Annotated in this window: 22 protein-coding genes; 11 read left to right on the top strand and 11 right to left on the bottom strand. The window is 67.5% G+C overall.

Going from position 1 to position 25,861, the window contains the following annotated elements; translation table 11 throughout:
* Positions 1–49: 49 nt before the first annotated feature.
* The 3 genes from CYU89_RS06665 to CYU89_RS06675 form a co-directional block, all read right to left on the bottom strand.
* Entirely contained in the window at positions 50–1,744 is a 1,695-nt protein-coding gene (locus CYU89_RS06665; RefSeq protein ID WP_296279586.1) for a proline--tRNA ligase, read from the bottom strand.
* A gap of 70 nt (positions 1,745–1,814) precedes the next feature.
* Positions 1,815–2,102: a DUF4124 domain-containing protein gene (locus CYU89_RS06670; protein ID WP_296279588.1), complete on the bottom strand. Its 288-nt coding sequence runs from the start codon at positions 2,100–2,102 to the stop codon at positions 1,815–1,817.
* A gap of 9 nt (positions 2,103–2,111) precedes the next feature.
* Positions 2,112–2,513: a DUF4124 domain-containing protein gene (locus tag CYU89_RS06675; RefSeq protein ID WP_296279590.1), complete on the bottom strand. Its 402-nt coding sequence runs from the start codon at positions 2,511–2,513 to the stop codon at positions 2,112–2,114.
* A gap of 91 nt (positions 2,514–2,604) precedes the next feature.
* Between CYU89_RS06675 and pssA the strand changes: the two genes are divergently transcribed.
* Genes pssA through rimI form a run of 3 tightly spaced genes read left to right on the top strand, consistent with a single transcriptional unit; the run spans position 2,605 to position 4,324 of the window.
* Positions 2,605–3,384 (top strand): CDP-diacylglycerol--serine O-phosphatidyltransferase, encoded by a 780-nt coding sequence (gene pssA / locus CYU89_RS06680; RefSeq protein WP_296279591.1) that lies wholly within the window; start codon positions 2,605–2,607, stop codon positions 3,382–3,384.
* A complete protein-coding gene (locus CYU89_RS06685; protein WP_296279592.1) occupies positions 3,381–3,818 on the top strand; it encodes an alanine acetyltransferase in 438 nt (145 codons plus the stop codon). Before pssA ends, CYU89_RS06685 begins: the two co-directional genes overlap by 4 nt.
* A complete protein-coding gene (gene rimI, locus CYU89_RS06690) occupies positions 3,815–4,324 on the top strand; it encodes a ribosomal protein S18-alanine N-acetyltransferase (RefSeq protein WP_296279593.1) in 510 nt (169 codons plus the stop codon). The genes CYU89_RS06685 and rimI overlap by 4 nt, the downstream gene beginning before the upstream one ends.
* A 100-nt stretch (positions 4,325–4,424) precedes the next feature.
* Here the strand turns inward: rimI and CYU89_RS06695 are convergent, their stop codons facing one another.
* The 3 genes from CYU89_RS06695 to CYU89_RS06705 form a co-directional block, all read right to left on the bottom strand.
* Positions 4,425–7,196, bottom strand: coding sequence for a valine--tRNA ligase (locus CYU89_RS06695; protein WP_296279595.1), 2,772 nt, complete (start codon positions 7,194–7,196; stop codon positions 4,425–4,427).
* Between the two features lie 69 nt (positions 7,197–7,265).
* Complete coding sequence (locus tag CYU89_RS06700) at positions 7,266–7,688, bottom strand: DNA polymerase III subunit chi (protein ID WP_093487848.1); 423 nt, start codon at positions 7,686–7,688, stop codon at positions 7,266–7,268.
* Between the two features lie 22 nt (positions 7,689–7,710).
* Entirely contained in the window at positions 7,711–9,180 is a 1,470-nt protein-coding gene (locus CYU89_RS06705) for a leucyl aminopeptidase (protein ID WP_296279598.1), read from the bottom strand.
* Between the two features lie 129 nt (positions 9,181–9,309).
* Here CYU89_RS06705 and lptF point away from each other — a divergent pair, with 129 nt between their 5' ends.
* Both lptF and lptG read left to right on the top strand, forming a co-directional pair.
* On the top strand, positions 9,310–10,389 hold the full coding sequence (gene lptF, locus CYU89_RS06710) for an LPS export ABC transporter permease LptF (protein ID WP_296279599.1): 1,080 nt from the start codon (positions 9,310–9,312) through the stop codon (positions 10,387–10,389).
* Positions 10,386–11,489 carry an LPS export ABC transporter permease LptG gene (gene lptG, locus CYU89_RS06715; protein WP_296279600.1) on the top strand — a complete coding sequence of 368 codons (1,104 nt, stop codon included), beginning with the start codon at positions 10,386–10,388 and terminating at the stop codon, positions 11,487–11,489. Before lptF ends, lptG begins: the two co-directional genes overlap by 4 nt.
* A gap of 7 nt (positions 11,490–11,496) precedes the next feature.
* Here lptG and CYU89_RS06720 read toward each other — a convergent pair whose 3' ends face one another.
* Positions 11,497–11,967 carry an RDD family protein gene (locus CYU89_RS06720; RefSeq protein WP_296279602.1) on the bottom strand — a complete coding sequence of 157 codons (471 nt, stop codon included), beginning with the start codon at positions 11,965–11,967 and terminating at the stop codon, positions 11,497–11,499.
* A 177-nt stretch (positions 11,968–12,144) separates the two neighbouring features.
* On the opposite strand from CYU89_RS06720, the gene xerD reads away from it, so the two are divergent.
* From xerD to purL, 3 genes are all read left to right on the top strand, one after another.
* Positions 12,145–13,098, top strand: a complete 954-nt coding sequence (gene xerD, locus CYU89_RS06725; RefSeq protein ID WP_296279605.1) for a site-specific tyrosine recombinase XerD — start codon at positions 12,145–12,147, stop codon at positions 13,096–13,098.
* A 109-nt stretch (positions 13,099–13,207) separates the two neighbouring features.
* On the top strand, positions 13,208–14,050 hold the full coding sequence (locus CYU89_RS06730) for a DsbC family protein (protein WP_296279607.1): 843 nt from the start codon (positions 13,208–13,210) through the stop codon (positions 14,048–14,050).
* 78 nt (positions 14,051–14,128) lie between these two features.
* A complete protein-coding gene (gene purL / locus CYU89_RS06735) occupies positions 14,129–18,025 on the top strand; it encodes a phosphoribosylformylglycinamidine synthase (protein WP_296279609.1) in 3,897 nt (1,298 codons plus the stop codon).
* 30 nt (positions 18,026–18,055) lie between these two features.
* Here purL and CYU89_RS06740 read toward each other — a convergent pair whose 3' ends face one another.
* From CYU89_RS06740 to CYU89_RS06755, 4 genes are all read right to left on the bottom strand, one after another.
* Positions 18,056–18,628 carry a relaxation protein gene (locus CYU89_RS06740; protein WP_296279611.1) on the bottom strand — a complete coding sequence of 191 codons (573 nt, stop codon included), beginning with the start codon at positions 18,626–18,628 and terminating at the stop codon, positions 18,056–18,058.
* A gap of 25 nt (positions 18,629–18,653) precedes the next feature.
* Positions 18,654–20,045 (bottom strand): hypothetical protein, encoded by a 1,392-nt coding sequence (locus CYU89_RS06745; protein ID WP_296279612.1) that lies wholly within the window; start codon positions 20,043–20,045, stop codon positions 18,654–18,656.
* Position 20,046: 1 nt separating this feature from the next.
* Positions 20,047–20,637: a hypothetical protein gene (locus tag CYU89_RS06750; protein ID WP_296279613.1), complete on the bottom strand. Its 591-nt coding sequence runs from the start codon at positions 20,635–20,637 to the stop codon at positions 20,047–20,049.
* Between the two features lie 130 nt (positions 20,638–20,767).
* A complete protein-coding gene (locus tag CYU89_RS06755; RefSeq protein WP_296279615.1) occupies positions 20,768–21,340 on the bottom strand; it encodes a hypothetical protein in 573 nt (190 codons plus the stop codon).
* Between the two features lie 384 nt (positions 21,341–21,724).
* Between CYU89_RS06755 and gspE the strand changes: the two genes are divergently transcribed.
* From gspE to CYU89_RS06770, 3 genes are all read left to right on the top strand, one after another.
* Positions 21,725–23,437 carry a type II secretion system ATPase GspE gene (gspE, locus tag CYU89_RS06760; protein ID WP_296279616.1) on the top strand — a complete coding sequence of 571 codons (1,713 nt, stop codon included), beginning with the start codon at positions 21,725–21,727 and terminating at the stop codon, positions 23,435–23,437.
* A gap of 5 nt (positions 23,438–23,442) precedes the next feature.
* Positions 23,443–23,892 carry a hypothetical protein gene (locus tag CYU89_RS06765; protein WP_296279619.1) on the top strand — a complete coding sequence of 150 codons (450 nt, stop codon included), beginning with the start codon at positions 23,443–23,445 and terminating at the stop codon, positions 23,890–23,892.
* 136 nt (positions 23,893–24,028) lie between these two features.
* The gene (locus CYU89_RS06770; RefSeq protein ID WP_296279620.1) at positions 24,029–25,852 is read left to right on the top strand and encodes a discoidin domain-containing protein; all 1,824 of its coding nucleotides are present in this window, start codon (positions 24,029–24,031) and stop codon (positions 25,850–25,852) included.
* Positions 25,853–25,861 lie beyond the last annotated feature (9 nt).

Here is a 25,861-nt window from a genome sequence, read left to right on the forward strand (position 1 = left end):
CGCACAAACCCGGGGGTGCGGGGATGCCGGTTCGCGCATCCCCGCGGCATCAGGCGCGCAGGCGTGCGAGCAGGTCCTCGCGGCCGATGTTCTCCGCGTCCTGCGCGCGACGCGCACGGTATTCGAACGTGCCTGCCGCCAGCCCGCGCTCGGATACCACCACCCGGTGCGGAATGCCGATCAGTTCGATGTCGGCGAACATCGCACCCGGGCGCAGGCCGCGGTCGTCCAGCACTGCTTCGATGCCGGCAGCGTGCAGGTCGGCGAGGAGCGCCTCGGCGGCATCCTTCACCGATGCGTCGTCCTTCGGATTGATCATGCACACCGCAACAGCCCACGGCGCCATCGGCGCGGGCCAGACGATGCCGTTGGCGTCATGGTTCTGCTCGATCGCCGCCGCGACGATGCGCGACACGCCGATGCCGTAGCAGCCCATGGCCGGCGTGGCGGCCTTGCCGGTTTCGTCCAGCACGGTGAACTTCATCGCTTCGCTGTACTTGCGGCCGAGCTGGAACACGTGCCCCACCTCGATGCCGCGCACCAGGCGGATCTCTCCACCGTCGGCCGCCGTGTCACCCGCGACCACGTTGCGGATGTCGGCTACCGTCTCCGGTTCCGGCAGGTCGCGACCCCAGTTGACGCCGGCGAGATGGAAGCCGGCCTCGTTGGCGCCGACGACGAAATCCGCCATCGCCGCCACGTCGCGGTCGGCGACCACGCGGATCGCCTGCTTCGCGTCGATCGGGCCGAGGAAGCCCGGTTCACTGCCGAGGTGGGCGAGGATTTCCGCCTCCGTCGCCAGCCGGTAGTCGGCCATGCCGGCGACCTTGCCCAGCTTGATCTCGTTGACGGCATGGTCGCCGCGCACCAGTGCCAGCACGAAGCCGGCGTCGGTCATGACGGCGACCGACTTCACCGTGCGCTGCAGCGGGATGCCGAGCAGCGCGGCGACCTCCTCGCAGGTCTTCTGCGTGGGCGTGGCGACCTTGCTCAACGTCTCCGTGGCGGCCGGCCGCGGACCCGGGGCTGCCGCCTGCGCGGCTTCGACGTTCGCGGCGTAGTCGGAGCCGGTGGAGAACGCGATGGCGTCCTCGCCCGAATCGGCCAGCACATGGAATTCCTGCGAGGCATCGCCGCCGATGGCGCCGCTGTCGGCCTGCACCGCTCGGAAGTCGAGGCCCAGGCGGGTGAAGATGCGCGTATAGGCCGCATGCATGTTGCGGTACTCGCGCACCAGGTCCTCGTCGGTGATGTGGAACGAGTAGGCATCCTTCATCACGAACTCGCGCGCACGCATCACGCCGAAGCGCGGGCGGATCTCGTCGCGGAACTTGGTCTGGATCTGGTAGAAATTCACCGGCAGCTGCTTGTAGCTGGACAGCTCCTGGCGCGCGAAGTCGGTCACCGCCTCTTCGGCCGTCGGGCTGTAGCAGAAGTGCTGCTCCTTGCGGTCGGTGATCTTCAGCAACTGGCCGCCGAATTTCTCCCAGCGCCCGGTCTCCTCCCACAGCTCGCGCGGCTGGATGGTCGGCATGATCATCTCGATCGCGCCGGCACGGTCCATCTCTTCGCGTACCACGGTTTCCACCTTTCGCAGCACGCGCAGGCCCAGCGGCGACCAGGTGTACAGGCCGGCTGCGAGCTTGCGGATCATGCCGGCGCGGAGCATCAGCTGGTGGCTGACCAGCTCGGCATCGGCCGGGGTTTCCTTGGTGGTGCGGAGGTGGAACTGCGACAGGCGCATCGGCAGGGGGATCCGGGAGGGGCGAATCGCCTATTTTGCCAGCCTTGGCCGCACGCGGGGCGGCGCTGGGTCAATCGGCGTCGGTCGCGGCGTCGCCGCTCACGCGGATGCCGGCGGGCGTGTCGCGGTCGATGCGTTCGTAGCGCCGGCCCTTTGGCGGCTGCTCGGTGATCTGCAGCACGCCGGCGTCGTCGCGCCAGCGATACAGCGAAGGACGGGTTTCGCGCGCCTGGGCGGCCGCGGCGTCGTCCGCGCGCGCCTGCTTGCGCGATGTGGCGTCAGGGGCTTCCCGGCCGAGCCACCAGGCGACGCCGACCCCCAGTGCGATGCCTGCCGCGATCGCCAGCCAGGCGCGCATCCGGCCGGATCAGGTGCCGGCGGCCGGCTTGCAGTAGGCCTTCACCGCGGCCTCGGCGAGATTGCGCTGGTTCTCCCGACCGGTGTCGTCCAGCGTGGTGTCCGGCTTGCCGTCACCGTCGGTGTCCTGCTGGATCGGGCCTTTGGTGGCCGCCAGCATCTGTAGGTTGGCGCGCGCGGTCGTGCACTGCGGGTTTTCGACCGGCTTGCCGGCCGGCTGCGGGGCATCCGTGGCCGCGGCACCATACTGGTTGATGCGGCGGTTCTGCGCAGCCTGCTGGTTGGGCGGCGGGCTGTCGGAGTAGTGCGTCACCCCGTTCTTGTCCTTCCACTGGTAGACCTGCTGGGCCTGCACGGTGGAGGCGGTAGCCAGGCAGAGCGCCAACACGGACAGGCAGGACAGGAGGCGCATGGGAAGCTCCGGATCACGGGGGACCCGATTGCAGCACCCCCGGGCCGCGCAGGCAAGCCGGGCAGGGGAGCGCTGGGCTAAACTGCGACCCATGAACGAAATCAAGCCGCCCCCGCGCTCCCGCGGGATCTACCTGCTGCCCAACCTGTTCACCACCGCGGGCCTGTTCGCGGGGTTCTTCGCGATCATCGCCGCCGCCAACGGCCAGTTCGTGAATGCGGCCATCGCCGTGTTCGTGGCGGGCCTGATGGACGGCATCGATGGCCGCGTGGCGCGCCTGACGGGCACCAGCAGCGATTTCGGCGTGCAGTACGACTCGCTGGCCGACCTGGTCAGCTTCGGCCTGGCGCCGGCGCTGGTGATGTACCACTGGTCGCTGTCGGCGCTGAAGTTCGACGGTGGCGTGATGGGGCGCGTGGGCTGGGTCGTGGCATTCCTGTATGCGGCGTGCGCCGCCTTGCGCCTGGCGCGCTTCAACACGCAGGTCGGCACGGTGGACAAGCGGTGGTTCATCGGCCTGGCCAGTCCGGCGGCCGCCGGACTGATGATGTCCTTCGTATGGGCGTTCGCCGACGGCGAACTGGGCTGGACGGGCGAGGAACTGCGTTATCTGGCGCTGGCGGTCACGCTGGTCGCGGCGCTGCTGATGGTGAGCCGCATCCGCTTCTGGAGCTTCAAGGGCACTGGCGAGGGCGGGGCGAAGGCCGACCGCATTCCGTTCGTGGTGCTGGCGCTGGTGCCGCTGGTGCTGGCGATCCTGTTCATCGACCTGCCGCGCACCTTGTTCGCGGTGGGCGTGGTGTACGCGCTGTCGGGCCCCGGTTACTGGCTGTGGCAGCGCGCGCGCCGGCACAAGGATGCTTCCGCATGACGCTGGCGGCGGACCGTTTGTGGTCGGCCGAGCAGCAGGGCTGGCTTCGCGCACTCGGCCACGCCATCTACCTGCCCGCCGACTGGCCGACCGAGGCCGGCGCCCCGGCGGCGGCTAGGGTGGATATCCAGGACGTACGCACGGAGGCGGCGACACCGACAACGCCTGCGCCGCGTGCAAGACCACCGGCACCCGACGCTGACGAGCGACCCGCACCCGTGCGCCAGGCATCGGCGCCCCGGACCGGTGGCGCGAAGCTGCCGGACCGCCTGCATTTCGCGCTGATCCGCGCATCGGGCTGCAATCCCAATGCGCCGGAAGCCGCCGCCCTGATCGCGCAATGGCCGAGTTCGGCGGAATTGCGCGGCAACCCGGCCGCCAAGCGCGCGCTGTGGCCGCTGTTGCGTCGCCTGCGCCGCGGTATCGCGACATGAGCGCGCTGGGCGTCGAGGCCTCGCCGGGGTCCACGTCCAGCCTGCGGCCGATGCGCGAGGGCGACCTCGACGCGGTGATGGCGATCGAGCAGCGCGCCTATCCGTTTCCCTGGACGCGCGGCATCTTCAAGGATTGCCTGAAGGCCGGTTACCCGTCATGGGTGATGACGGAACACGGACTGGTGATCGGCTACGGCCTGCTGAGCATCGCGGCAGACGAGGCGCATGTGCTGAACGTCTGTGTGGCACCGGAACGCCAGGGGCGCGGTCTCGGTCGCCACCTGTTGCGCGCGCTGGTGAAGATCGCCCGCGACCACCGCGCACAGCGCGTCTTCCTGGAAGTGCGCCCGTCCAATCCGGGCGCGATCGCGCTGTACCACAGCGAAGGCTTCAACGAGATCGGCCGCCGGCCGCGCTACTACCCGGCCCGCGATGGTCGCGAGGACGCACTGGTCATGGCGATCGAACTGGTCGCCGACGACATCACCTCGATGCCGCCGCTGTAGGGCGGAGCTCGCTCCGCTGCTTTCCGGTCAGTCGATGGAAGGGTAACGCCTGCGCGGAGTCGAGCAAGCTCGACTCTACCGAACCGGAATGACGTGAGCGTCAGAGCTTCGCGCGCTGCCCGTGCAGGGCGGCGAGCTGGTTGCTCCAGTCGACGAGGCGCTGGCGTTCCTGTTCGACCACCGCCGGCGGCACTTTGTCGGTGAACTTGGCCAGCTTGGCCTCGCTCTTCTCCTTCTCGCTGGCGACGCGTGCGATTTCCTTGTCCAGGCGCGCGCGTTCGGCATCGAGATCGACCAGGCCTTCCAGCGGCACCAGCAGCTTCAGCTCACCGACCATCGCGGCCGCCGAGGCGGGCGCATCGGCACCGGCGTCCAGCCACGCGATGCCTTCGAGCTTCAGCAGGAACGACAGCGGCGCGGTGAAACGCTCGATCCGCGCACGGTCCTGCGTGGCACCGTCCTGCAGCAGCAGGCGGACGGTCTTGCCCGGCGAGACGTTGAGCTCGCTGCGCACGCGACGCAGCGTGGACACCATCGTCTTCAGCCATTCCACGTCGGCATCGGCCTGCGCGTACTCCTGGCCGGCGAAGTCGCTGGCGATCGGGTAGGGCCGCAGCGACACGGTGCCGCCGTCGATGCCCAGCTTCGGCGCGACCTGCTGCCACAGTTCCTCGGTAACGAACGGGGTCAGCGGATGCAGCAGGCGCAGCAGCGACTCCAGCACGTACAGCAGCGTGTGGCGGGTGCTGTCGGCGGCAGTCGCGTCATCGCCATTGAGCGCGGGCTTGGCGAGTTCGACGAACCAGTCGCAGAACTCGTTCCAGGCGAACTCGTACAGCGCCTGCGACAGCAGGTCGAAGCGGTAGGCGGCGAACTGCGTTTCGGCCTCGGCGACAACCTTGGCCAGGCGCGACAGGATCCACTTCTCCGCGTCGGTCTTCGGCTGCGGCGCACCCTGCGCGCTGAAGCCGTCGGTGTTCATCAGCACGAAGCGGGTGGCGTTCCACAGCTTGTTGCAGAAGTTCTTGTAGCCCTCGGCGCGGCCCATGTCGAACTTGATGTCGCGGCCGTGGGTCGCCAGCGCGGCGATGGTGAAGCGCAGCGCGTCGGCGCCGTGCGGCACGATGCCGTCCGGGAATTCCTTGCGCGTGGCCTTCTCGATCCTCTCGGCCATCTTCGGCTGCATCAGGCCGCCGGTGCGCTTGGCCACCAGGTCTTCCAGCGAGATGCCGTCGATGATGTCCAGCGGGTCGAGCACGTTGCCTTTCGACTTGGACATCTTCTGGCCGTCCTTGTCGCGGATCAGGCCGGTCATGTAGACGTCGCGGAACGGCACCTGGCCGACGAAGCTGTCGGTGGCCATGATCATGCGCGCCACCCAGAAGAAGATGATGTCGAACCCGGTGACCAGCACCGACGACGGCAGGTAGCGGTCGAAGCCGCGCGCGGCCATCGCCTGCGTGTCCGGCCAGCCCATCGTGCTGAACGGCCACAGCTGCGAGGAGAACCAGGTCTCCAGCACGTCGCTGTCCTGCGTCAGCGCGACGTCGGCGGACAGGCCGGCCTTGGCGCGCGCCTCGGCTTCGTCGCGGCCGACGTAGCAATTGCCCGCGCCATCGAACCATGCCGGGATGCGATGGCCCCACCAGAGCTGGCGGCTGATGCACCAGTCCTGGATGTTCTCCATCCAGTGGCGGTAGGTGTTGATCCAGTTCGGCGGGACGAACTTCACCTCGCCGGATTCGACGAGTTCCAAGCCGCGCTTGGCCAGGCCATCCATCTTCACGAACCACTGGTCCGTCAGGTAGGGCTCGATCACCTGGTTGGTGCGGTCGCCGCGGGGCACCTGCAGCTTGTGCGGCTTGGTTTCGACCAGAAGGCCGAGGTCTTCCAGGTCCGCGAGCACCACCTTGCGCGCTTCGTAACGGTCCAGGCCGCGGTATTTCTCCGGCGCGTTCTCGTTGATCGCCGCCGTCGGCGTCAGCAGGTTGATCAGCGGCAGATTGTGGCGCTGGCCCACCTGGTAGTCGTTGAAGTCGTGCGCCGGCGTGACCTTGACCACGCCCGTGCCGAACTCGCGGTCGACGTAGTCGTCGGCAATGACGGGAATCTCACGGTCGGTCAGCGGTAGTTTCACCGCCTTGCCGATCAGGTGCGCGTAGCGTTCATCGTCCGGATGCACCATCACGGCGGTATCGCCGAGCATGGTTTCCGGGCGCGTCGTCGCGATGACCAGCGAACCGCTGCCATCGGCCAGCGGATACTCGATCGACCACAGGAAGCCGTCTTCCTCGACGTTCTCCACTTCCAGGTCGGAGATCGCGGTCTTCAGTACGGGGTCCCAGTTGACCAGGCGCTGGCCGCGGTAGATCAGGCCTTGCTCATGCCAGCGCACGAAGGCTTCGATGACCGCCTTCGAGGCGTCTTCGTCCATGGTGAACGTGCTGCGCGACCAGTCGCCCGACGCGCCCATGCGGCGCATCTGCCGCTCGATGGTGTCGCCGGATTGCGCCTTCCACTCCCACACCTTGGCGATGAAGCCGTCGCGACCCAGCGAATCGCGCGTTTCGCCCTTGCCTTCCTGGGCCAGGTTGCGGCTGACCACCATCTCGGTGGCGATGCCGGCATGGTCGGTGCCCATCTGCCACAGCGTGTCGAAGCCGCGCATGCGGTGGTAGCGCACCAGCGCGTCCATCAGCGTGTGCTGGAACGCGTGACCCATGTGCAGCGTGCCGGTGACATTCGGCGGCGGCAGCAGCACGGTGTACGGTTCGCCCTTGCCGCTGGGCTTGAAGTAGCCGGCGGCTTCCCACTGTGCGTACAGGCGGGATTCGAAGGATTTCGGGTCGTAGCTGGAGGCGAGGTCGGTCATCGTGTCGGTGTGGTTGCTGCGATCGTGCGAACGCGGATCGCGTGGCCGGCGGCAGCGCCGCCGAGGGCATTACATGTCGTGCTTGTTCACGTCGTAGCCGCGCGCCTTGTACTGCTTCCAGCGTTCGCGCAGCGGCTCGCGTGCGGACGGGTCGGCGGGCACCACTTCCAGCACGCGCTCGCAGGCGCCGGCGAAGGCGTCGTCGCGCAGGTTGATGACCAGCGCGCGGGCGGGTACGTCGACATCGGGCGTGGCGATCAGCACGGGCGTCAGCTCGTCCTCTTCGTCGCCGGCGATCTGGTGCGGGATGTAGGCGTCCGGGTCGAACTCCCACAACAGTTCGTCGAGCGCTTCGGCCTGCGCCGCGTCGCGCGCCAATACCAGCGTCCACTGGTTGCTGTCGTAGGCCTTGCGGGCCAGTTCGCAGACCAGCTTGAGCGGTTCCTCAAGGAAGCGCGGCTTGGCGATCAGGTAGAAGTCGGCACGGGCCATGGCGTCGGGCTCGCGTCGCCGGTCAGGCGACGCGGTCCAGCAGCCACTGGCTCAGCAGGCCGACCGGTCGGCCGGTGGCCATGCCGCGCTTGCCTTCGTCATTGGAGACGCCGGCGATGTCCAGGTGCGCCCAGCGCTGGCCTTCGGTGAAGCGCGCGAGGAAGCAGCCGGCGGTGATCGCGCCGGCCCAGCGGCCGCCGATGTTGTAGACGTCGGCGAAGCTGGATTCCAGCTGCGTCTGGTATTCGTCCCACAGCGGCAGGCGCCATGCGCGGTCGAATACGGTCTCGCCGGCGCCCAGCAGTTCGTTGCTGAGGTCGTCGTGCTTGCTCATCAGGCCGCTGGCATAGCGGCCGAGCGCCACGATGCAGGCGCCGGTCAGCGTGGCGACGTCGACCAGCGCGGCGGGCTTGAAGCGCTCGGCGTAGGTCAGGGCGTCGCACAGGATCAGGCGGCCCTCGGCGTCGGTGTTGCCGACCTCGATCGTCTTGCCGGACATGCTGGTGATGACATCGGACGGACGGTAGGCGTTGCCGTCGATGGCGTTCTCCACCGCCGGCACGACCACGATCAGGTTCAGCGGCAGCTTCATCTTCGCCGCGGCCACGAACGTGCCGATGACGCTGCCCGCGCCCAGCATGTCGTACTTCATCTCCTCGATGCCGCCCTGGGTCTTCAGGTTCACGCCACCGGTGTCGAAGGTGATGCCCTTGCCGACCAGCACGTAGGGCTTGGCGTCGCCGCCGCCGTTCCACTTCAGCACGATCAGGCGCGGGCGGTTGGCCGAACCGCGCGCCACGGCCAGCAGCGAGCCCATGCCGAGCGCTTCCATCTGCGTCTCGTCGAGGATCTCGGCTTCGGCGCCGTGCTCCGAGGCCAACTGCTGCGCCTGCTCGGCCAGATAGGCCGGGGTGCAGATATTGGGCGGCAGGTTGCCGAGTTCGCGCGTGGTCTGGACGCCGGCGGCGATGGCAATACCCTGCGCCAAGGCATCGGCATCCTCGCCGGCGATGGCGAAGTGGGTCAGACCCGGGTCGTCGTTCTTCTTCTTGCCCAGCGTGGCGGTATAGCGGTAGCAGGCATGGTCGGCGGCGATCACGGCCTGGCGGATCTTCCACGCGGCGTCGCGCTCCTTCACGTCCACGTCGGACAGGGTGAACAGCGCGCTCTTCACCGGCCCGATCTTCAGGGTGCGGGCGGCATCGCCCACGGCCTTCAGGTACTGCGCCACGCCGAACTTGGCCACTTCGCCCAGGCCCACGACCAGCACGCGCGGTGCAGCGACGCCGGGCAGGTCATGCAGCAGGGTCGTCTTGCCGGTCTTGCCGCCGATGTCGCCCCGCTGCAGCAGCGCGGATAGCTTGCCGCCGCTGGCCGCATCCACGGCCTGGCCGGCCGCGGTCAGGCGCTTGTCGGCGTACGCGCCTACCACGAGGCAATCGACGCCAGCCTGGGCGGGGGCTTCGTGGTTCAGGGTGAATTCCAGCGTCATTGATCAGATTCCCGGTTCAGTTACGTACAATCGCGGGCCGGATGAAGGTGGCTGACGCCATCCCGGACCGCAGAGACCGCCGCCGCAGGCGCGGCGCACAAGCCCGAGATTGTAAATCAAGCCCTCCTGATGCCGAAGCTGGACCGCTACCTCTTCCGGGAATTCACCCAGAGCTTCCTGGCCACCCTGATCATCCTGCTGATGGTCAGCGTGGGCGGCGTGATGGCGGACCTGCTGGGCGACGTCGCCGACGGCAAGGTGCCGGCACGCCTGCTGCTGTCCCAGTTGGGCCTGCAGTTCCTCAATTACATGCCCTACATCATCCCGCTGGCGCTGATGCTGGGGCTGCTGCTGGCGTTTTCGCGCCTTTACCGCGATTCGGAAATGGCGGTGCTGACGGCGGCGGGCATCGGTCCGCGCCGGCTGCTGCGGCCGCTGATGATGCTGGTGGTGCCGGTGGTGGTGATCGTCGGCGTGTGCTCGCTCTGGCTGGGCCCGTGGGCGCTGCGCACCGCGCAGAACATGCTGGAGCATGCCAACCGCAGCCTGGTGGTATCGGGCCTGGACGCGGGCAAGTTCACCGTCCTGTCCAGTGGTGCCGTGGTCTATGTCAGTGCCCTGTCGCCGGACGGTACCGGGCTGAGCAAGGTCTTCATGCACCGCTCCAACGAGGGCCGCATCGACGTGGTGACGGCGAAATCCGGGCAGATGTTCTTCGAGGGCGAACGCAACCGTTATCTGCGCCTGGACGACGGCTTCCGTGTCGAAGGCCCGGATGGTGCGGGGCTGGATTACAGGCTGATCCGCTACAAGTCCAATGAGGTCGCGTTGCCCGACCGGGCCGACACGCTCGACAAGGACGATCCTGCGCTGCAGCCGACGCCTCAGTTGCTCGGCGATGCACGCCCCGAGGCCAATGCGCAACTGCATGCCCGGTTAACCCCCCCGTTGCTGGCACTGGCGTTCGCTTTGCTCACCCTGCCACTGTCGCGCAGCTCGCCGCGGCAGACCCGCTACGGGCGCGTGATGCTGGGCTTCCTGGCGTATCTGGTCGGCGTCAGCCTGATGATCAACGGCACCCAGTTGCTGGTCGACGGCAAACTGCCCGGGCTTGTGGGCTTGTGGTGGCTGACCGTGCCGCTGCTGGCGGCGGCGATCTGGTTCTACCTGCGTGACGGCCGGCTGTCGCGGCCGCGGAGGCGCGCATGAGGCTGCTGCCGCGCCTGCATGACACCTACGTGGGCCAGGTGGTCCTGGTCACGGTGCTGCTGACCTGGGCGGTGCTGGTCGGCCTGGACGTGGTGATGGCGCTGTCGGGCGAGATCAGCGACCTGGGCACCGGCAACTACACCTTCGGCCATGCGGTCGCCTGGGTGCTGTACACCGTGCCGCGCCGCGCCTACACCATGTTCCCCACGGCAGCGGTGATCGGTTCGCTGATGGGGCTGGGCCAGCTCGCGGCCAGTTCGGAACTCACCGCCCTGCGTGCGCTGGGCCTGTCGCGCCTGCGCCTGAGCATTTCGGTTGCCGCCGCGCTGGGCATCCTGACCGTGCTGATGATCTTCAGCGGCGAGACGCTGGGTCCGTGGGGCCAGCGCCAGGCCGACGTGCTGAAGATGGCGGCGCGCACCGGCAACGTGGCGATGGACCGCTATTCGGGGCTGTGGGCGCGGGAAGGCAACACCTTCCTGTATGCGCAGAGCGGTGAAGAGAAGGACCAGGGCGGTGGCAAGGTGTCCCTGCAGCTGCGCGACGTGCGCATGTACGAACTCGCGGACGACGGCAGGCTCGCCTCGATTGCGCATGCCGCCACCGCCGAACATCTGGACGGTTACTGGCTGTTGAAGAACGTGCGCCGCACCACCTTCAAGGAGCGCTCGGCCGTGCAGACGACGGTACTGGGCGAGCGCTGGGAATCGGAACTGGACGCGGCGGTGCTGTCGTCCAGCCTGGTGCGCGCACGCAACATGCCCAGCACCGAGTTGAGCCAGAACATCGATTACCGCAAGCGCAACGGGCTGGACGCGCGCGACTACGAGGACCAGTACTGGGCGCGCTGGTTCTATCCGCTCAACGTGCTGGCCCTGTGCCTGGCCGCCATCCCGTTCGCGTTCGGCAGCCTGCGCAGCGGAGGCATGGGCAAGCGGTTGTTCCTGGGCATCGTGTTCGCCGTCGGCTTCTACGTGCTGCAGACGATGTTCGTGCGGCTCGCGGGTGCATTCCGGCTGGACTACCGCATCGCGTACGCCATCCCGCCGTTCGCCCTGCTGGGCATTTCCTGGCTGATGTTCCGGCGCAGGAGCCGCTGAGGCGCCATCAGGCGCGCTTCGGCAACCGCACCACGCGCGTGCCGCTGAAGCGGTCGTGGAAGGCCAGCCGGTCGCGGTCCAGCCACGCCCACCAGAAGCCCAGGCCCGCGGCCAGCGTCGACAGCGTCGCCAGCGCATAGCGTCGCCACAGCGCGGTCAGCGTCGGTGTGCCGCCGTCGGCCGCGATCACCTTCAACCGCCACGGCCGCATGCCCAGGGTCTGTCCGCCGCGCAGCCAGCTGAAGGTGGCATACAGCCCGGCGGCGCCCCAGCAGCACGTCCATAACAGCCACCACATCGGGCTGAAGGGCTCGATGTTGTGGCGGACGTTGTCGCTGATCACCACGTCCACCAGCACGAACGGAATCGCCACCGCCAGCCACATGGCCAGCACCGGCCAGAAATCGTAGAGCAGCGCGAGCAGGCGCCAGCCGATCAGGGCGCGGGAGGATGCGGGAGTGGTAGCGGGATCCGTCATCGCGACAGGATACCGGCTACGCCCCGTCGACTCTCGTGGGAGCGACGTCAGTCGCGAAATGAGCCGGCGACGGCGCATAACGCCTTCGGGTGCGGTACTTCCATGCATTCTGGGGCGATCGGCATTCGCAACTGCCGTCGCTCCGCAAGAACGATCCGCATCGCCTAAGCTTGCCGCATGACTGCCCGCACGCCCGCCGAACGCCGCCAGCAGGCGAGCACATTGCCTCCGGTACCGGACGCCGATGCGAACGACATCGCAGCCTTCCTGGATGCGATCTGGGCCGAAAGCGGTCTCGCACGGCCGTCGCTCGACAGCTATCGGCGCGATCTGGAAGGCTTCGCGCGCTGGCGCAACGGGCGCGGGGGAGGGTTGGCGGCGGCGGATCGTGCCGCGCTGTTCGACTACCTGGCCTGGCGCACGCGCGAGGGCTATTCGCCGCGCAGCAATGCCCGGCTGCTGTCCGCCCTGCGGGCCTTCTACGCCCACCGCCTGCGCCGGGGCCAGCGTCGCGACGATCCCACGGCACTGCTCGAGCCCCCCCGCCTGCCGCGCTCATTGCCGAAGGCGCTGGCGGAAACCGAGATCGATGCGCTGCTGGCCGCGCCGGACATTGACACCCCGCTGGGCCTGCGCGACCGCGCCATGCTGGAGCTGATGTACGCGGCCGGCCTGCGCGTCAGCGAACTGGTCACCCTGCCGGCGACGGCAGTCAACCTGCGGCAGGGCGTGCTGCGGGTCACCGGCAAGGGCAGCAAGGACCGCCTGGTGCCGTTGGGGGAAGAGTCGCAGCACTGGCTGGAAACCTACCTGGCTCGGTCGCGGCCCGCGCTGGTCGGCAAGCGCAGCGTGCCGGCCCTGTTCGTCGGCGCAACGGGCGAGCCGCCGACCCGGCAGCAGTTCTGGTCGCTGGTGAAGCGCTATGCGGGCGCCGCGGGCATCGATCCCGTCCGCATCAGTCCACACGGGCTACGCCACAGCTTCGCCACCCACCTGCTGAACCGCGGTGCCGACCTCCGCGCGCTGCAACTGCTGCTGGGTCACAGCTCGCTGTCGACCACCCAGATCTACACGCTGGTCGCGCGCGAACACCTGAAGCAGCTGCACGGACGCCATCACCCGCGCGCGTGAGCCCGCTCACACTGGCGGGCGGTTAAGCCGCCTGCCTGCCACCGTGTGCCAGAATTCCCGCCTGTTCCCTGCCAGCCAGCCGCGTCGCGGCTCATTCCGGATGCCCCTGATGCCCCGCCTGATCACCGCCGCCCTGCTGGGTGCCCTGAGCCTGACCGCCTGCGCGCAGGCCCCGCAACCGCCTGCCAAGGACCAGGCCGCGACCGCGTCGCCCGCGCCGGCCTCCGCGCCCCAGCTCAAGCCGGGAACCGGGAGCACGCCCGACGACCGCGCGCGCTCCGCCGTGGCGCAGTTGAACCCCCGCGCCAAGATCGACTACGTCGGTGCCGCGCCGTTGCCGGGCTTCCGGGAAGTGATCGTGGGCGGGCAGTTGCTGTACATCAGCGACGACGGCCGCTACGTCATGCAGGGCGCCGTGCTGGACCTGCAGCAGCAGCAGGACGTGATGCAGAACAGCGTCGCCCTGGCCAAGCACCGCAGCGCGCTGATCGCCACCATTCCGCACAGCGAGAAGATCGTGTTCGCGCCGCCGAACGCCAAGTACACGGTCACCGTGTTCACCGACATCGAATGCGGCTACTGCCGCAAGCTGCACGAGGAAATCGCCGAGATCAACCGGCAGGGCATCGCGGTGGAGTACCTCGCGTTCCCGCGCATGGGACTCGGCAGCCAGGACCACAAGGACATGATCTCGGTCTGGTGCGCACCGGATCGCAAGCGCGCACTGACCGACGCCAAGGCCGGCAAGTCCGTCCCCACGCGCGACTGCAAGAACCCGGTGACGATGGAGTTCGACGTCGGCCAGCGCATCGGGGTCAGCGGAACCCCGGCCATCTATTCGGCGGACGGCGTCCAGCTGGGCGGCTACCTGCCACCGGCCGCGCTCCGGGCCAAGCTGGATGAACTGGCCGCCAGAAAGGCCCCTGCCGCGCCCGCGGGCGCCGCCCCCTGATCCCGACGAAGCCGGCCCCGCGCCGGCTTCGCTACAATAGCGGGCCCCGTCTGACGGCACGCCCCCACGGTTCCGGACATGATCGTCCTCGAAGGCCAACCGGCCTTGTCGCACTTCCGCCGCGCGCGGCTCGAATCCAGGCTCCAGTCGATTGTTTCCGACGTCCGCATCTGCGGCGCCTGGCACGTCTATTTCATCGAACCCGAGGCAGGCGCCACGCCGGACCTGGCCACGCTGCGCCGCATCCTGCAGGCCGGTGACGGCAGCGAGGCGCTGGCGGCGGGCGCGGTCTCGCGCTTCGTCACCCCGCGCCTCGGCACGCTGTCGCCGTGGGCCAGCAAGGCCACCGAGCTGCTGCGCGGTGCCGGACAGCCGGTCAAGCGCGTCGAACGCGGCCTGCGCATCGACCTGGAAGGCTGGAACGACAGCCGGCCGGCACTGGCGAAGGCGCTGCACGACCCGATGACGCAATCGCTGCTGGCGAGCCGCGAGCAGGCGCAGGCGCTGTTCACCGCGCCGGCGCGCGGCGAACTGGAGCGCATCCCGCTGGCACAGCTGGAAGCCGCCAACGCGCGCCTCGGCCTGGCGCTGGCCGAGGACGAGATCGATTACCTGCGCACCCGTTACACCGAGCTGGGTCGTGATCCCTCCGACGTCGAACTGATGATGTTCGCGCAGGCCAACTCCGAGCACTGCCGGCACAAGATCTTCAATGCCACCTGGACCATCGACGGCAAGGACCAGGACCGCTCGCTGTTCCGGATGATCAAGCACACCCATGCGCAGACGCCCGAGCACACGCTCAGCGCCTACAGCGACAATGCGGCGGTGGTCGAGGGTTATCCGGCGGCCCGTTTCCGCCCCGACGGCAGCGGCCAGTACCGCCTCGAGGCGACGCTGGACTCGGCGTTCTGCATCAAGGTCGAGACACACAACCATCCGACCGCGATCGCCCCGTTCCCCGGCGCCAGCACCGGGGCCGGCGGCGAGATCCGCGACGAGGGCGCCACCGGCCGCGGCGGCAAGCCGAAGGCCGGCCTGACCGGCTTCTCGGTCTCGCACCTGCGCATCCCGACACTGCCGCAGCCGTGGGAGATGCCTCGCGCGCTGAATCCGCGCATGGCGCCGGCGCTGGAGATCATGCTCGACGGCCCGCTGGGAGGCGCCGCGTTCAACAACGAATTCGGCCGGCCGAACCTGCTGGGCTATTTCCGCAGTTTCGAGCTGCCGGAAGGCGAGGCACTGACCCGCGCCTACGACAAGCCGATCATGCTGGCCGGCGGCCTGGGCGCGATCGACCGCATCCAGGTGGAGAAGAAGACGCTCTCGGCCGGCGATGCCGTCATCGTGCTCGGCGGCCCGGCGATGCTGATCGGCCTCGGTGGCGGTGCGGCGAGTTCGGTGGCTTCCGGCGAAAGCGCCGAAGCGCTCGATTTCGCCAGCGTGCAGCGCGACAACCCCGAGATGGAGCGCCGCTGCCAGGAAGTCATCGACCGCTGCGTGGCGATGGGCGAGGACAACCCGATCCTGTGGTTCCACGACGTGGGCGCGGGCGGCCTGTCGAATGCGATTCCTGAACTGCTGCACGACTCCGGCGTGGGCGGGGTGATCGACCTGGGCAAGGTACCCAGCGACGATCCGTCGCTGTCGCCGATGCAGCTGTGGTGCAACGAATCGCAGGAGCGTTACGTGCTGGGCGTGCCGCAGGCGCGCCTGGCCGAATTCGCCGCACTGTGCGAGCGCGAGCGTTGCCCCTTCGCAGCCGTCGGCGTGGCGACGAAGGAAGAACGCCTGGTAGTCGCGTACGGCGCAACGCCCGGCAGTATTCCTGCCGATGCGCCTATCGACCTGCCGATGGACGTGCTGTTCGGCAAGCCCCCGAAGATGCACCGCGACACCGCGCATCCGGCGCCGCCCAAGTGGCCCGCGCTGCAGACCGGGGCGCTGGACCTGCATGAAGCCGGCCTGCGCGTGCTCGCGCATCCGACGGTGGCCTCCAAGCAGTTCCTGATCACCATCGGCGACCGCAGCGTCGGCGGCCTGACCGCACGCGACCAGCTGGTCGGCCCGTGGCAGATGCCGGTGGCCGACTGCGCGATCACGCTGAGCGGCTACGACGGTTTTGTCGGCGAAGCGATGGCGATCGGCGAGCGTACGCCGCTGGCGCTGCTCGATGCCGCCGCCGCCGCCCGCATGGCAGTGGGCGAAGCGATCACCAACCTGTGCGCCGCGCCGGTGGAATCGCTGCACCGCGTGAAGCTGTCCGCGAACTGGATGGCGGCTGCCGGGCATCCGGGCGAAGACGCGCTGCTGTTCGACGCGGTGAAGGCCGTCGGCATGGAGCTGTGCCCCGACTTGGACATCAGCATTCCGGTCGGCAAGGACTCGCTGTCGATGCAGGCGCAGTGGCATCGCGACGGCCAGGCGCAGAAGTCGGTGTCCCCGGTGTCGCTGATCATCAGCGCCTTTGCGCCGGTCACCGACGTGCGCCAGCACCTGACGCCGCTGCTGTCGCGCGAAGACGACAGCGAGTTGTGGCTGATCGGGCTGGGCGCGGGCAAGAAGCGTCTCGGCGGTTCCGTGCTCGCGCAGGTCTACCCGCAGTCGGGCGGCGAGGGCGCCTGGCCGGCGTTCGCCGGCGACGGCCACGACGAAAGCGTGCCGGACCTCGACGATCCGCAGCGCCTGCGCGATTTCTTCCACCTGATCGCCGACGCACGCGAGGCCGGCCTGCTGCTGGCGTACCACGACCGCAGCGACGGCGGCGCGTTCGCGGCGTTGTGCGAGATGGCGTTCGCCTCGCACCGCGGCCTGGACATCAACCTCGACGGCTGGGGCGACGATGCGTTCCGCACGCTGTTCGCCGAAGAACTCGGTGCGGTGGTGCAGGTGGCCGACGAAGACCGCGCGGCGTTCGCCGATCTGGTCGAGCGCCACGCGCTGACCGAGTGCGCGCAGCGCATCGCACGCCCGACCACGGCGTCCACGATCCGCGTGCAGCAGGACGGCGACGTGCTGGCCGAGTGGCGCTGGGAAGACCTGTTCGATGCCTGGTGGTCGGTCACCCACGCCATGCAGAAGCTGCGCGACAACCCCGAGGCCGCCGACCAGGAGCGCGATGCCGCGCGCCAGTTCGGGCGCACAGGCCTGAAGCCGAAACTGTCCTTCGACGCCGCCGAGGATGTCGCGGCGCCCTTCGTCGCCACGGGCAAGCGCCCGAAGGTGGCGATCCTGCGCGAGCAGGGCGTCAATGGCCAGATCGAGATGGCATCGGCCTTCGCCCGCGCCGGCTTCGATGCGTTCGACGTGCACATGAGCGACCTGATCGCGGGCCGCGTGTCGCTGACGGACTTCAGCGGTCTGGCGGCCTGCGGCGGCTTCAGTTACGGCGACGTGCTGGGTGCGGGCCGCGGCTGGGCGACCTCGATCCTCGAGCGCGGTGCGCTGCGCGATGCCTTCGCGGCGTTCTTCGCGCGACAGGACGCGTTCTCGCTGGGCGTCTGCAACGGCTGCCAGATGATGAGCCAGCTGAAGGACATCATTCCCGGTGCGCAGCACTGGCCGCAGTTCCTGCGTAACCAGAGCGAGCAGTTCGAAGCGCGCGTGGCGTTGCTGGAAGTGCAGGAATCGCCGTCGGTGTTCTTCCGCGGCATGGCCGGCTCACGCATCCCGGTGGCAGTGGCCCATGGCGAAGGACGTGCCGAGTTCGCCGGCCCGGTCGACCAGGCCGCGGCGCGCGTGGCGCTGCGCTACGTGGACGGCGATGGTGCGATCGCGACCACGTATCCGCTCAATCCCAACGGCTCTCCGGACGGCATCACCGGCCTGACCAGCGACGACGGCCGGGCGACCATCCTGATGCCGCATCCCGAGCGCACACCGCGCAGCGCGAACCACAGCTGGCATCCGGTGGGCTGGCCGGACGATTCGCCGTGGCTGCGCATGTTCCGCAATGCGCGGGTGTGGGTGGGCTGAGCAGGCGTTGAGGGTTGCCGGTCCGGGCGCTTACCGGCGATCCCGGACCGGGCGATACTGGTCATCCTCTCCAAACGTGTCGCCTGTCGGGTCGATGTTGGCGCACAGCCTGCCATCGCACTGAGTCACGTCGGCAGCGTCATAGGCTTTCAGCAACTGCGCCGATAGCTGGTAGTGGCGGATCTCGTCGTAATAGTGGCGGGAAAGCCAGCTGCCGCCCAGAACGATCAGAGTGAGGCTGGCGAGACAGACGCCGACGACCTTCCACAGTAGATGCCGATAGAGCGCGCGGGCGGCGTGGATCTGCGCAGCCAGTGCCTGCGAGGCCTGCCGTAGATCCTGTCCGGACGTCTCCAGGCGTGCCTGGTAGGTCGAGACGGATTGTCCGATGCCTGCATCGACGGCGCTCGCGATACTGCCCCGCAAATGCTGCATTTCCGTGTCGGCAGCCCGGCGGACCGTGTTAGGCAATTGTTGCGAGAGCTCCTGGAGTTGCCGGTGCGCAGCCTGCAGGCTGCCCTCGATCTGCTGCGTACGGCGCTCGAACCGCTCCATGAGGGCTGACACGCTGGCGACGAGGTCGGTGATTCGGTCAGTGTCCATCCTGCTTTCCTTGGCAATGTTGGTGTCAGATCGAGCGTGCGATGCCGGCTGACACCGCGACCTGCCGCTGCTCCACACGTTGTTGTTCGGTGACCTGTTCCAGCAGCGCCTGCTGTCGTTCTTCGGCATCCACCTGAGCCACCGCAGTCGCACTCACCCGCCTCGCATAAGAATCGTTGGCTGCGGCCTGAGTCATCAGGCGGAAGTCGACCTGGTCGCCGGCGTCGTAGGCGGTCACCATGCGGTTGATGTAGGCGAGGGGGTCATCGCGTAGCGAGACCGGCGACGATGCGGAATCGCCGGCGGGCCGCGAGGGCCAGCCACTTCCACGCTCCGGCTTGCACTGGCTGTCTTCCAGCGTGGGAGCCCGACGAAGCTCCTGTATCCGCCCGTCGATCTGTTCCAGGGGGCTGCCGGCACTGTCCCGATAGATCAGCGGTCGATCGGGCGGCACGAAGTCGCGATTTCTCTCTTCCGTCGCGCGTTGCGCCCCAAGGCGAAGCTCCCGCAACTCGTCGTGAACTTCGTTGCCCATCAGGCCGTGCCTGACTTTGTGCATCACGTACTGGGAGCCGATCGCGGACGTATAGGCGATGCCCGCGCCGGTGAGCTTCATCGCCAGCGGCACATCCTCCGCAGCCGAGCGGATGCTCTCCCGGTAGGCGTCGAACTCGGGCTTGTGTTGCTGGTAGAGCGCTTGGTTTTCGTGATTTATAAGTGAGTTCGGGCCGTAGACTGCCAGTTGTTCGGCGGTGCGGTGGCCGCCATGGAACTGCACTGCACCGTGGGTCGCGTCCGGGCCGAGTGTGCGCAGGTCGCCGATGAGTTCCCATCGGGTCTGCTGACTGGGTGCCGCACCCTGCTTGAGCAGTACGTCGACGTCCTGCTGCGTGGCATAGACGCGGACCTCGCCGAAGTGTCTGTTCGCCGCGCCTACCATGTCGGTGGCACGTACGTGGTTGATGACTTGGTTTCCGCCCTCGGGCACGCCATAGAGTCCGGCTGCGCCATAAGCGTTGAATGTCTCGCCCTTGAGTCCGTACTCGTGGCACGTGACTTGGGTATGGAATCCTCCCAAGGAGTGTCCGGCGACGGTGACGCGGGTGCCGTCCCTTTTGGCCATCTCGATGGCAAGCTCCACCAGGTCTCGGGCGTCGTCCAGTTGCTGGTTCACCTTCAGCAGAGCCATCTGGGCATCGGTGAGCAGCCCGTCGCGGATCTTGTCGGTGTCGAACTCGGTGCCGGTGTGGGACACGACGTAATCTCTTGTCTTGACATTTCGATAGATCGCTCCGTGGTAGCCGGATGAGGTTCGAACCTCTTTGACCAGTTCAAAAGCATCGATATCGATCCGACTATCGTGGGGCGAGTAAGATCTTTCAGACAGCCTTGCATGTGATTCCGTTAGCGTTGACATGTCAGTTCTTCCTTGAAGATATCTTCATCTTGTATGAGATGGGGTCCAGTTCCTGAATACGTCCATCGTCGAATGGGGTGAAGCAAGTGGAGTCGTATTTGTCGCGCATCAATGTTCTGCAATAGCCCACAGTCACCTCTTTTCCATTGAGTTCAGCGAGGCTCAGTCGCGTAGTCTGGCGAAGAGTGCTGCCGCGTTCGACAATGGCATCTGCATAAGCAAACTCCCACTTGCATAACCCCAGACCGTAGTAGTCCTCGTCGATGGGCCAGTCGAGGAAGATGTGACCCCTGTAGGTGTTGTTTCCAGTCGGGACGAGAGAGAACCCCCTCTCGTAGCGGGAGCCGGGGGTATATCCGGCGATACGGTCCGGCGTAGGCATGCAGATGACATCAGGAATACTGAAATACGCCATTCCGGAGATGTTCTCGATGTCGACCGGCGGATCGACCAGTTCCACCGTGATTTCGTAGCGTTGAGTCGGATTTGAGTTGGTTTTTACGGTGGGTGGTTTGAACTCGCTTGCGCCCCAGCATCCCGCGATCAGAAGGGTTGCGACGATCAGGCAGTAACACGGGAATCGGCGATTCACGGATTGCATCCTCGGAAACTGTTCGAGCCGCCGTTGCTGGCAGCGGAGTCACAACCTTGCACAGGCGCCAAGTTGCCAGGTGGCCGGTCCGTGAGCCTTACATCACGTGCAGGCAGAAAGAACTGCAAGTTCAATCCTGGTGTGCCGGGCTTACGTTCGGGCAATCTCTGCCAGGAATGCGTGAGTCGCATATACGCACTTCCGCGAGATGCCGGAGCGCCAGGTGGGTATCGCGTTCCGAAGGTACGTGCCGGAACGCGAACTGGACGGAATAGAAGGCATCATTGCCTTCGATGGTCTTCGACCAGAAGTGTTCCGGCGTGCCGGTTGCAGGATTCAACGGGCAGACGTGCTGCCATAACGCGTACGTGTAGCCATCCTCCTCCCCCGCATCGATCTTGACAGCGTTCGCGCCGGGGCAGGCGCCGGAAAGGTTGGCTGCAAGCCGTTGCTGGAATCCGTCCGCCGGCATCCGTGCGCCGTGGAAGACCTGTGTGGTGACCATGCGTGTCCAGCGTTCGACGGATTCATCCGATGGCACCATTTCGCTCATGCTCATCTGGCCTTGTCGCGTCTGGTAACCGATCTTGTAGCCGTGCGGCAACGCCTGAAGCAGGTTCTCTCCCTGCATTGCGCTGTCTGCGATCGCCGTTGCAGTGGGAAAAAGAGCGGAAACAAGAAGTGCGAAGTGGAAATGCGTCATAAGGCCTCCTTGGCCAGCGGATAGCATGTCAGGGGATGGGGGTCGCCACTTCTTTTGAGTGAGTAAGCGCTCCTGGCGGCCGCGCAGTGCCGCTTGCTGCGTGCGATGTTTCATGCGACTGCTTGGCGTTTGTATCAGATGCATATCAGTACATGCCATTAACATTCTCGCGGAATGCCCCACGATTGCGTGTGCAGCGTCCATCCATGCACGGGGCGTTTTGGGTCCGGGGTTGCGGCGTGACGGCATCCTCGCAAGTGACAGCCTGCGCAACAGTCCTCTCCAGGGAGCGAGGGGCTGCCTCGAAAAGCTCCCCTCGCGCCACGCGTTGCGACAATCCCCCCGTCCGGACCTGATAAAGTCCGGGCCTCAAGGAGGCCTTCCGTGGACGCAGCCGCGATCGACAATCCACTTTCCGATGACGAGCGCATCGTGGCAGCGCTGCTGGCCCGCGGGCGGCTGAAAGAAGCCGACCTGGCGCGTGCGCGCCGCCTGCAGGACGAGGCGGGCGGCGGTCTGCTGGCCTTGCTGTCGCGGCTGGGACTGGTCTCCGAGCGCGACCATGCGGAAACCGCGGCGGAGGTGCTCGGGCTGCCGCTGGTCAACGCCAAGGATGCGCCGGATGTGCCGCCGGAATCGGTGGTGATGTCGTTGCGCTTCCTGAAGCAGTTCCACCTGTGCCCGGTGGGTGAGGACGAGAACCACATCGATCTGTTGATGGCCGATCCGCAGGACCACTACGCGCTCGAGGCCGTGCGGCTGGCGACCGGCCGCATCGTGCGCCCGCAGGTGGCGCTGCGGTCGGAGATCAGCGACCTGATCGAGCGTTACTACGGGCAGGGACGCAGCGCGATGGGCGCCATCGTCGAGAATGCGGATGGCGAGGCCACCGCAGACCTCGATGATGTCGAGCATCTGCGCGACCTTGCTTCCGAGGCGCCGGTCATCCGCCTGGTCAACCTGGTGATCCAGCGCGCCGTCGAATTGCGCGCGTCGGACATCCACATCGAACCGTTCGAGAACCGGTTGAAGGTGCGCTACCGCATCGATGGCGTGCTGGAGGAGGGCGAAAGCCCGCCGGCCAACCTCACCGCGGCGGTGATCAGCCGCGTGAAGATCATGGCCAAGCTCAACATCGCCGAGCGCCGGCTGCCGCAGGACGGCCGCATCATGCTGCGCGTGCAGGGCAAGGAACTCGACCTGCGCGTATCCACCGTGCCCACGGCGCACGGCGAAAGCGTGGTGATGCGCCTGCTCGACCGCGAAACGGTGGTGTTCGACTTCAAGAAGCTGGGCTTCACCGATGCCTTCCTGCCGCAGTTCCAGAAAGTGCTGGAGCAGCCACACGGGATCCTGCTGGTCACCGGCCCCACCGGTTCGGGCAAGACCACCACGCTGTACACCGCGCTGAGCAAGCTCAATACGCCGGACGTCAAGATCATCACGGTGGAAGATCCCGTCGAGTACCAGATCGAGGGCATCAACCAGATCCAGGCCAAGCCGCAGATCGGGCTGGACTTCGCCCACGCGCTGCGCAGCATCGTCCGGCAGGATCCGGACATCATCATGATCGGCGAAATGCGCGACCTCGAGACCGCGCGCATCGCCATCCAGTCCGCGCTGACCGGCCACCTGGTGCTGTCCACGCTGCACACCAACAATGCGGCCGGCGGCATCACCCGCATGCTGGACATGGGCGTTGAGGACTACCTGATGACGTCCACCATCAATGGCATCCTCGCCCAGCGGCTCGTGCGCCGGCTCGAGCCGACGCATGCGGAGAGGTACGCGGCGTCGCCCGAGGAAATCGAAAAGTTCCACCTGCGCCGCTTCCAGCCCGAAGGCGACATCTTCCTGTACCGCCCGCGTGGCTCCGCCGTCGCGCCGACCGGGTACCTCGGCCGCACGACCATCGTCGAATTCCTGGTGATGAACGACGACGTCCGTCGCGCCATCATGCGGCACGCGGGCATGGGCGAGATCGAGCAGCTGGCACGCGAGGCCGGCATGCGGACCATGTACGAGGACGGCATCGTCAAGGCGCTGTCCGGCGAAACGACCATCGAGGAAGTCCTGCGCGTGACGGAAGAGGGGTGAGGCGCATGAATGGCAGACTGGCGGGTTACCTGATCCTGGCGGCGTGTGCGTTGCCGACCGTTGCGTTAGCGGCCGAGCCCGCACCGAAGACCCTCGCACGCGGCGAGCTGCCTGCGGGCTTCGCCATCGGCACGGCCTCGCCCTCGCTGGCGCTGCAGGTCGAGATCGCAGGCGGCAAGGTCATCGCGTCGGCGCCCGCCGGTGACGGGCCCGGCAACCTGCGCGCCACCCGCAGCGGCGATGCCATGCAGACCACGCTGATGGTGAGCAGTACGCTGGCGGAGGCGGTCAAGTTCGACCTGTACGTCTCGCGGGACGGCGAGCAGTTCACCTACGCCAGCAGCTGCGGCGTGACGCCGGGCATCTCCTCGTTCGAGATGTGGGAGAAACCGGTGACGCACTTCGCGATGGGCAATCCGCGCGTCCTGCCGAAGGGCGGCATGGCCTGCGACTGAGGCCTGGCACTGCGGGTCCGGCTTCCGCCTCGTCCTCCTCCGCTGCGGCGCGGCTTTCCGCCTGCGGGATCCTCGTGAATACTCCGCTGGAATCGTTTCCAGCGGGGGTGGCGTGGACGGGAAGGGATGTGTGCGCGTGGCGGTGTTGGCCGCGCTGGCAGTGACGGGTGCGGCGGCAGCGAGGGAGGACGCAAGGAAGACCTACGCCAATCCGCTGGATATCGATTACCGCTACAACTTCGAGCAGGAAAGCCTGGGGATCTCCTATCGCACGGGCGCCGACCCGGTGATCGTGCGCCACGGCGACGCCTACTATCTGTTCCAGACCCTGGCCGATGGCTACTGGCGCTCGACCGATCTGGTCGACTGGCGATTCATCACCCCCGATCGCTGGCCGTTCGACAGCATGGTCGCGCCTGCGGTGATCTCCGATGGCGACCGCATGCTGGTGATGCGGTCGCTGTTCTCGCCGGGGGCAGTGCTGGTGTCGCGCGATCCCGCCAGGGGGCGGTTCGATTTCCTGACGCGCATGCTGCCGGAACTGCCGAATGCGGTCGCGCCCGGTCGCGATGTCGGCTTGCCCGGATGGCGCAACGGCGATCCTCAGCCGGCGAAGATTCCGCCCGGTCCGTGGGACCCGGCGTTCTTCAGGGACGACGACGATCGCTGGTACCTGTACTGGGGTTCGTCCGACACGTTCCCGCTGTACGGCATCGAACTCGACATGTCCAAGGGCATGCGTTACGTCGGTACGCCGCGCGCGCTGCTCGCACTGGATCCTGACGCGCATGGCTGGGAGCGCTTTGGCCAGGATCATCGCGGCGCGTTCTTCCCCGACGGCAAGCCGGTCGGCAACTACATGGAAGGCGCCTGGATGACGAAGGTGCGGGGCCGGTATTACCTGCAGTACGGTGCCCCCGGTACCGAGTACAACGCGTATGCGACCGGCACCTATGTGGGCGACAGCCCGCTGGGCCCGTTCGCCTATGCGGCCTACAACCCGGTGGGCTACAAGCCCGGCGGCTTCGTGCAGGGGGCCGGCCACGGGTCCACGTTCCAGGATGCGCATGGCAACTGGTGGAATACGGGCACGCCGTGGCTCGGCTACAACTGGACCTTCGAGCGGCGCATCGCGATGTTCCCGGCGGCCTTCAGTACCGATGGCCAGATGTCGGTCAGCACGCGCTTCGGCGATTTCCCCCATTACGTGCCGGCGGGACCGAATGCGGATCCGGCCGACCTGTTCACCGGCTGGATGCTGCTGTCCTGGCGCAAGCCGGTGACGGCGTCGACTACGCGGGAGGGATATCCCGCCGGCAATGCGACCGACGAGAATCCGCGCACGTTCTGGGTGGCCGGCAGCAACACGGCGGGACAGACACTGACGGTGGATCTGGGCGCTTCCAGGACGCTGCGCGCGGTGCAGGTGAACTTCGCTGACTACCAGTCCGGGCGCTACGGTGATGCCGACGACATCTACACGGAATTCGCGCTGGAGTATTCGCCGGACGGACGCCGCTGGCGGCCGCTGGCGGCCACCGGCGCACCGCGGCGCGATCGTCCGAATGCGTATTTCCAGCTGCCCGCGCCGGTCAGTGCGCGCTACGTACGCTACGTGCACGGTCACGTCGGTGCCGCCCATCTTGCGATCAGCGATCTGCGCGTGTTCGGCGATGCCGGCGGTCCTGCGCCGCGCGCGCCGCGGGGAGTGGTCGTCCGCCGCGACGCCGATCCGCGCCAGGCGTTCGTCAGCTGGCGCCCGGTACGCGGCGCGGTGGGCTACAACGTGCGGTGGGGCATGGCGCCGGACCGTTTGAACCTGACCTACCAGGTGTTCGCCGACCGGCCGACCACGCTGGAACTTCGCGCCCTCAGCCGGGGTGTCGCGTACCACGTGGCGGTCGAGGCGTTCGACGAGAACGGCGTGTCACCGCCGAGCGCAACCGTCGCGCTGCCTTGATCGCGCAGA

Origin of the sequence: Pseudoxanthomonas sp., assembly GCF_002863005.1 — a bacterium.
Lineage (GTDB): Bacteria > Pseudomonadota > Gammaproteobacteria > Xanthomonadales > Xanthomonadaceae > Pseudoxanthomonas_A.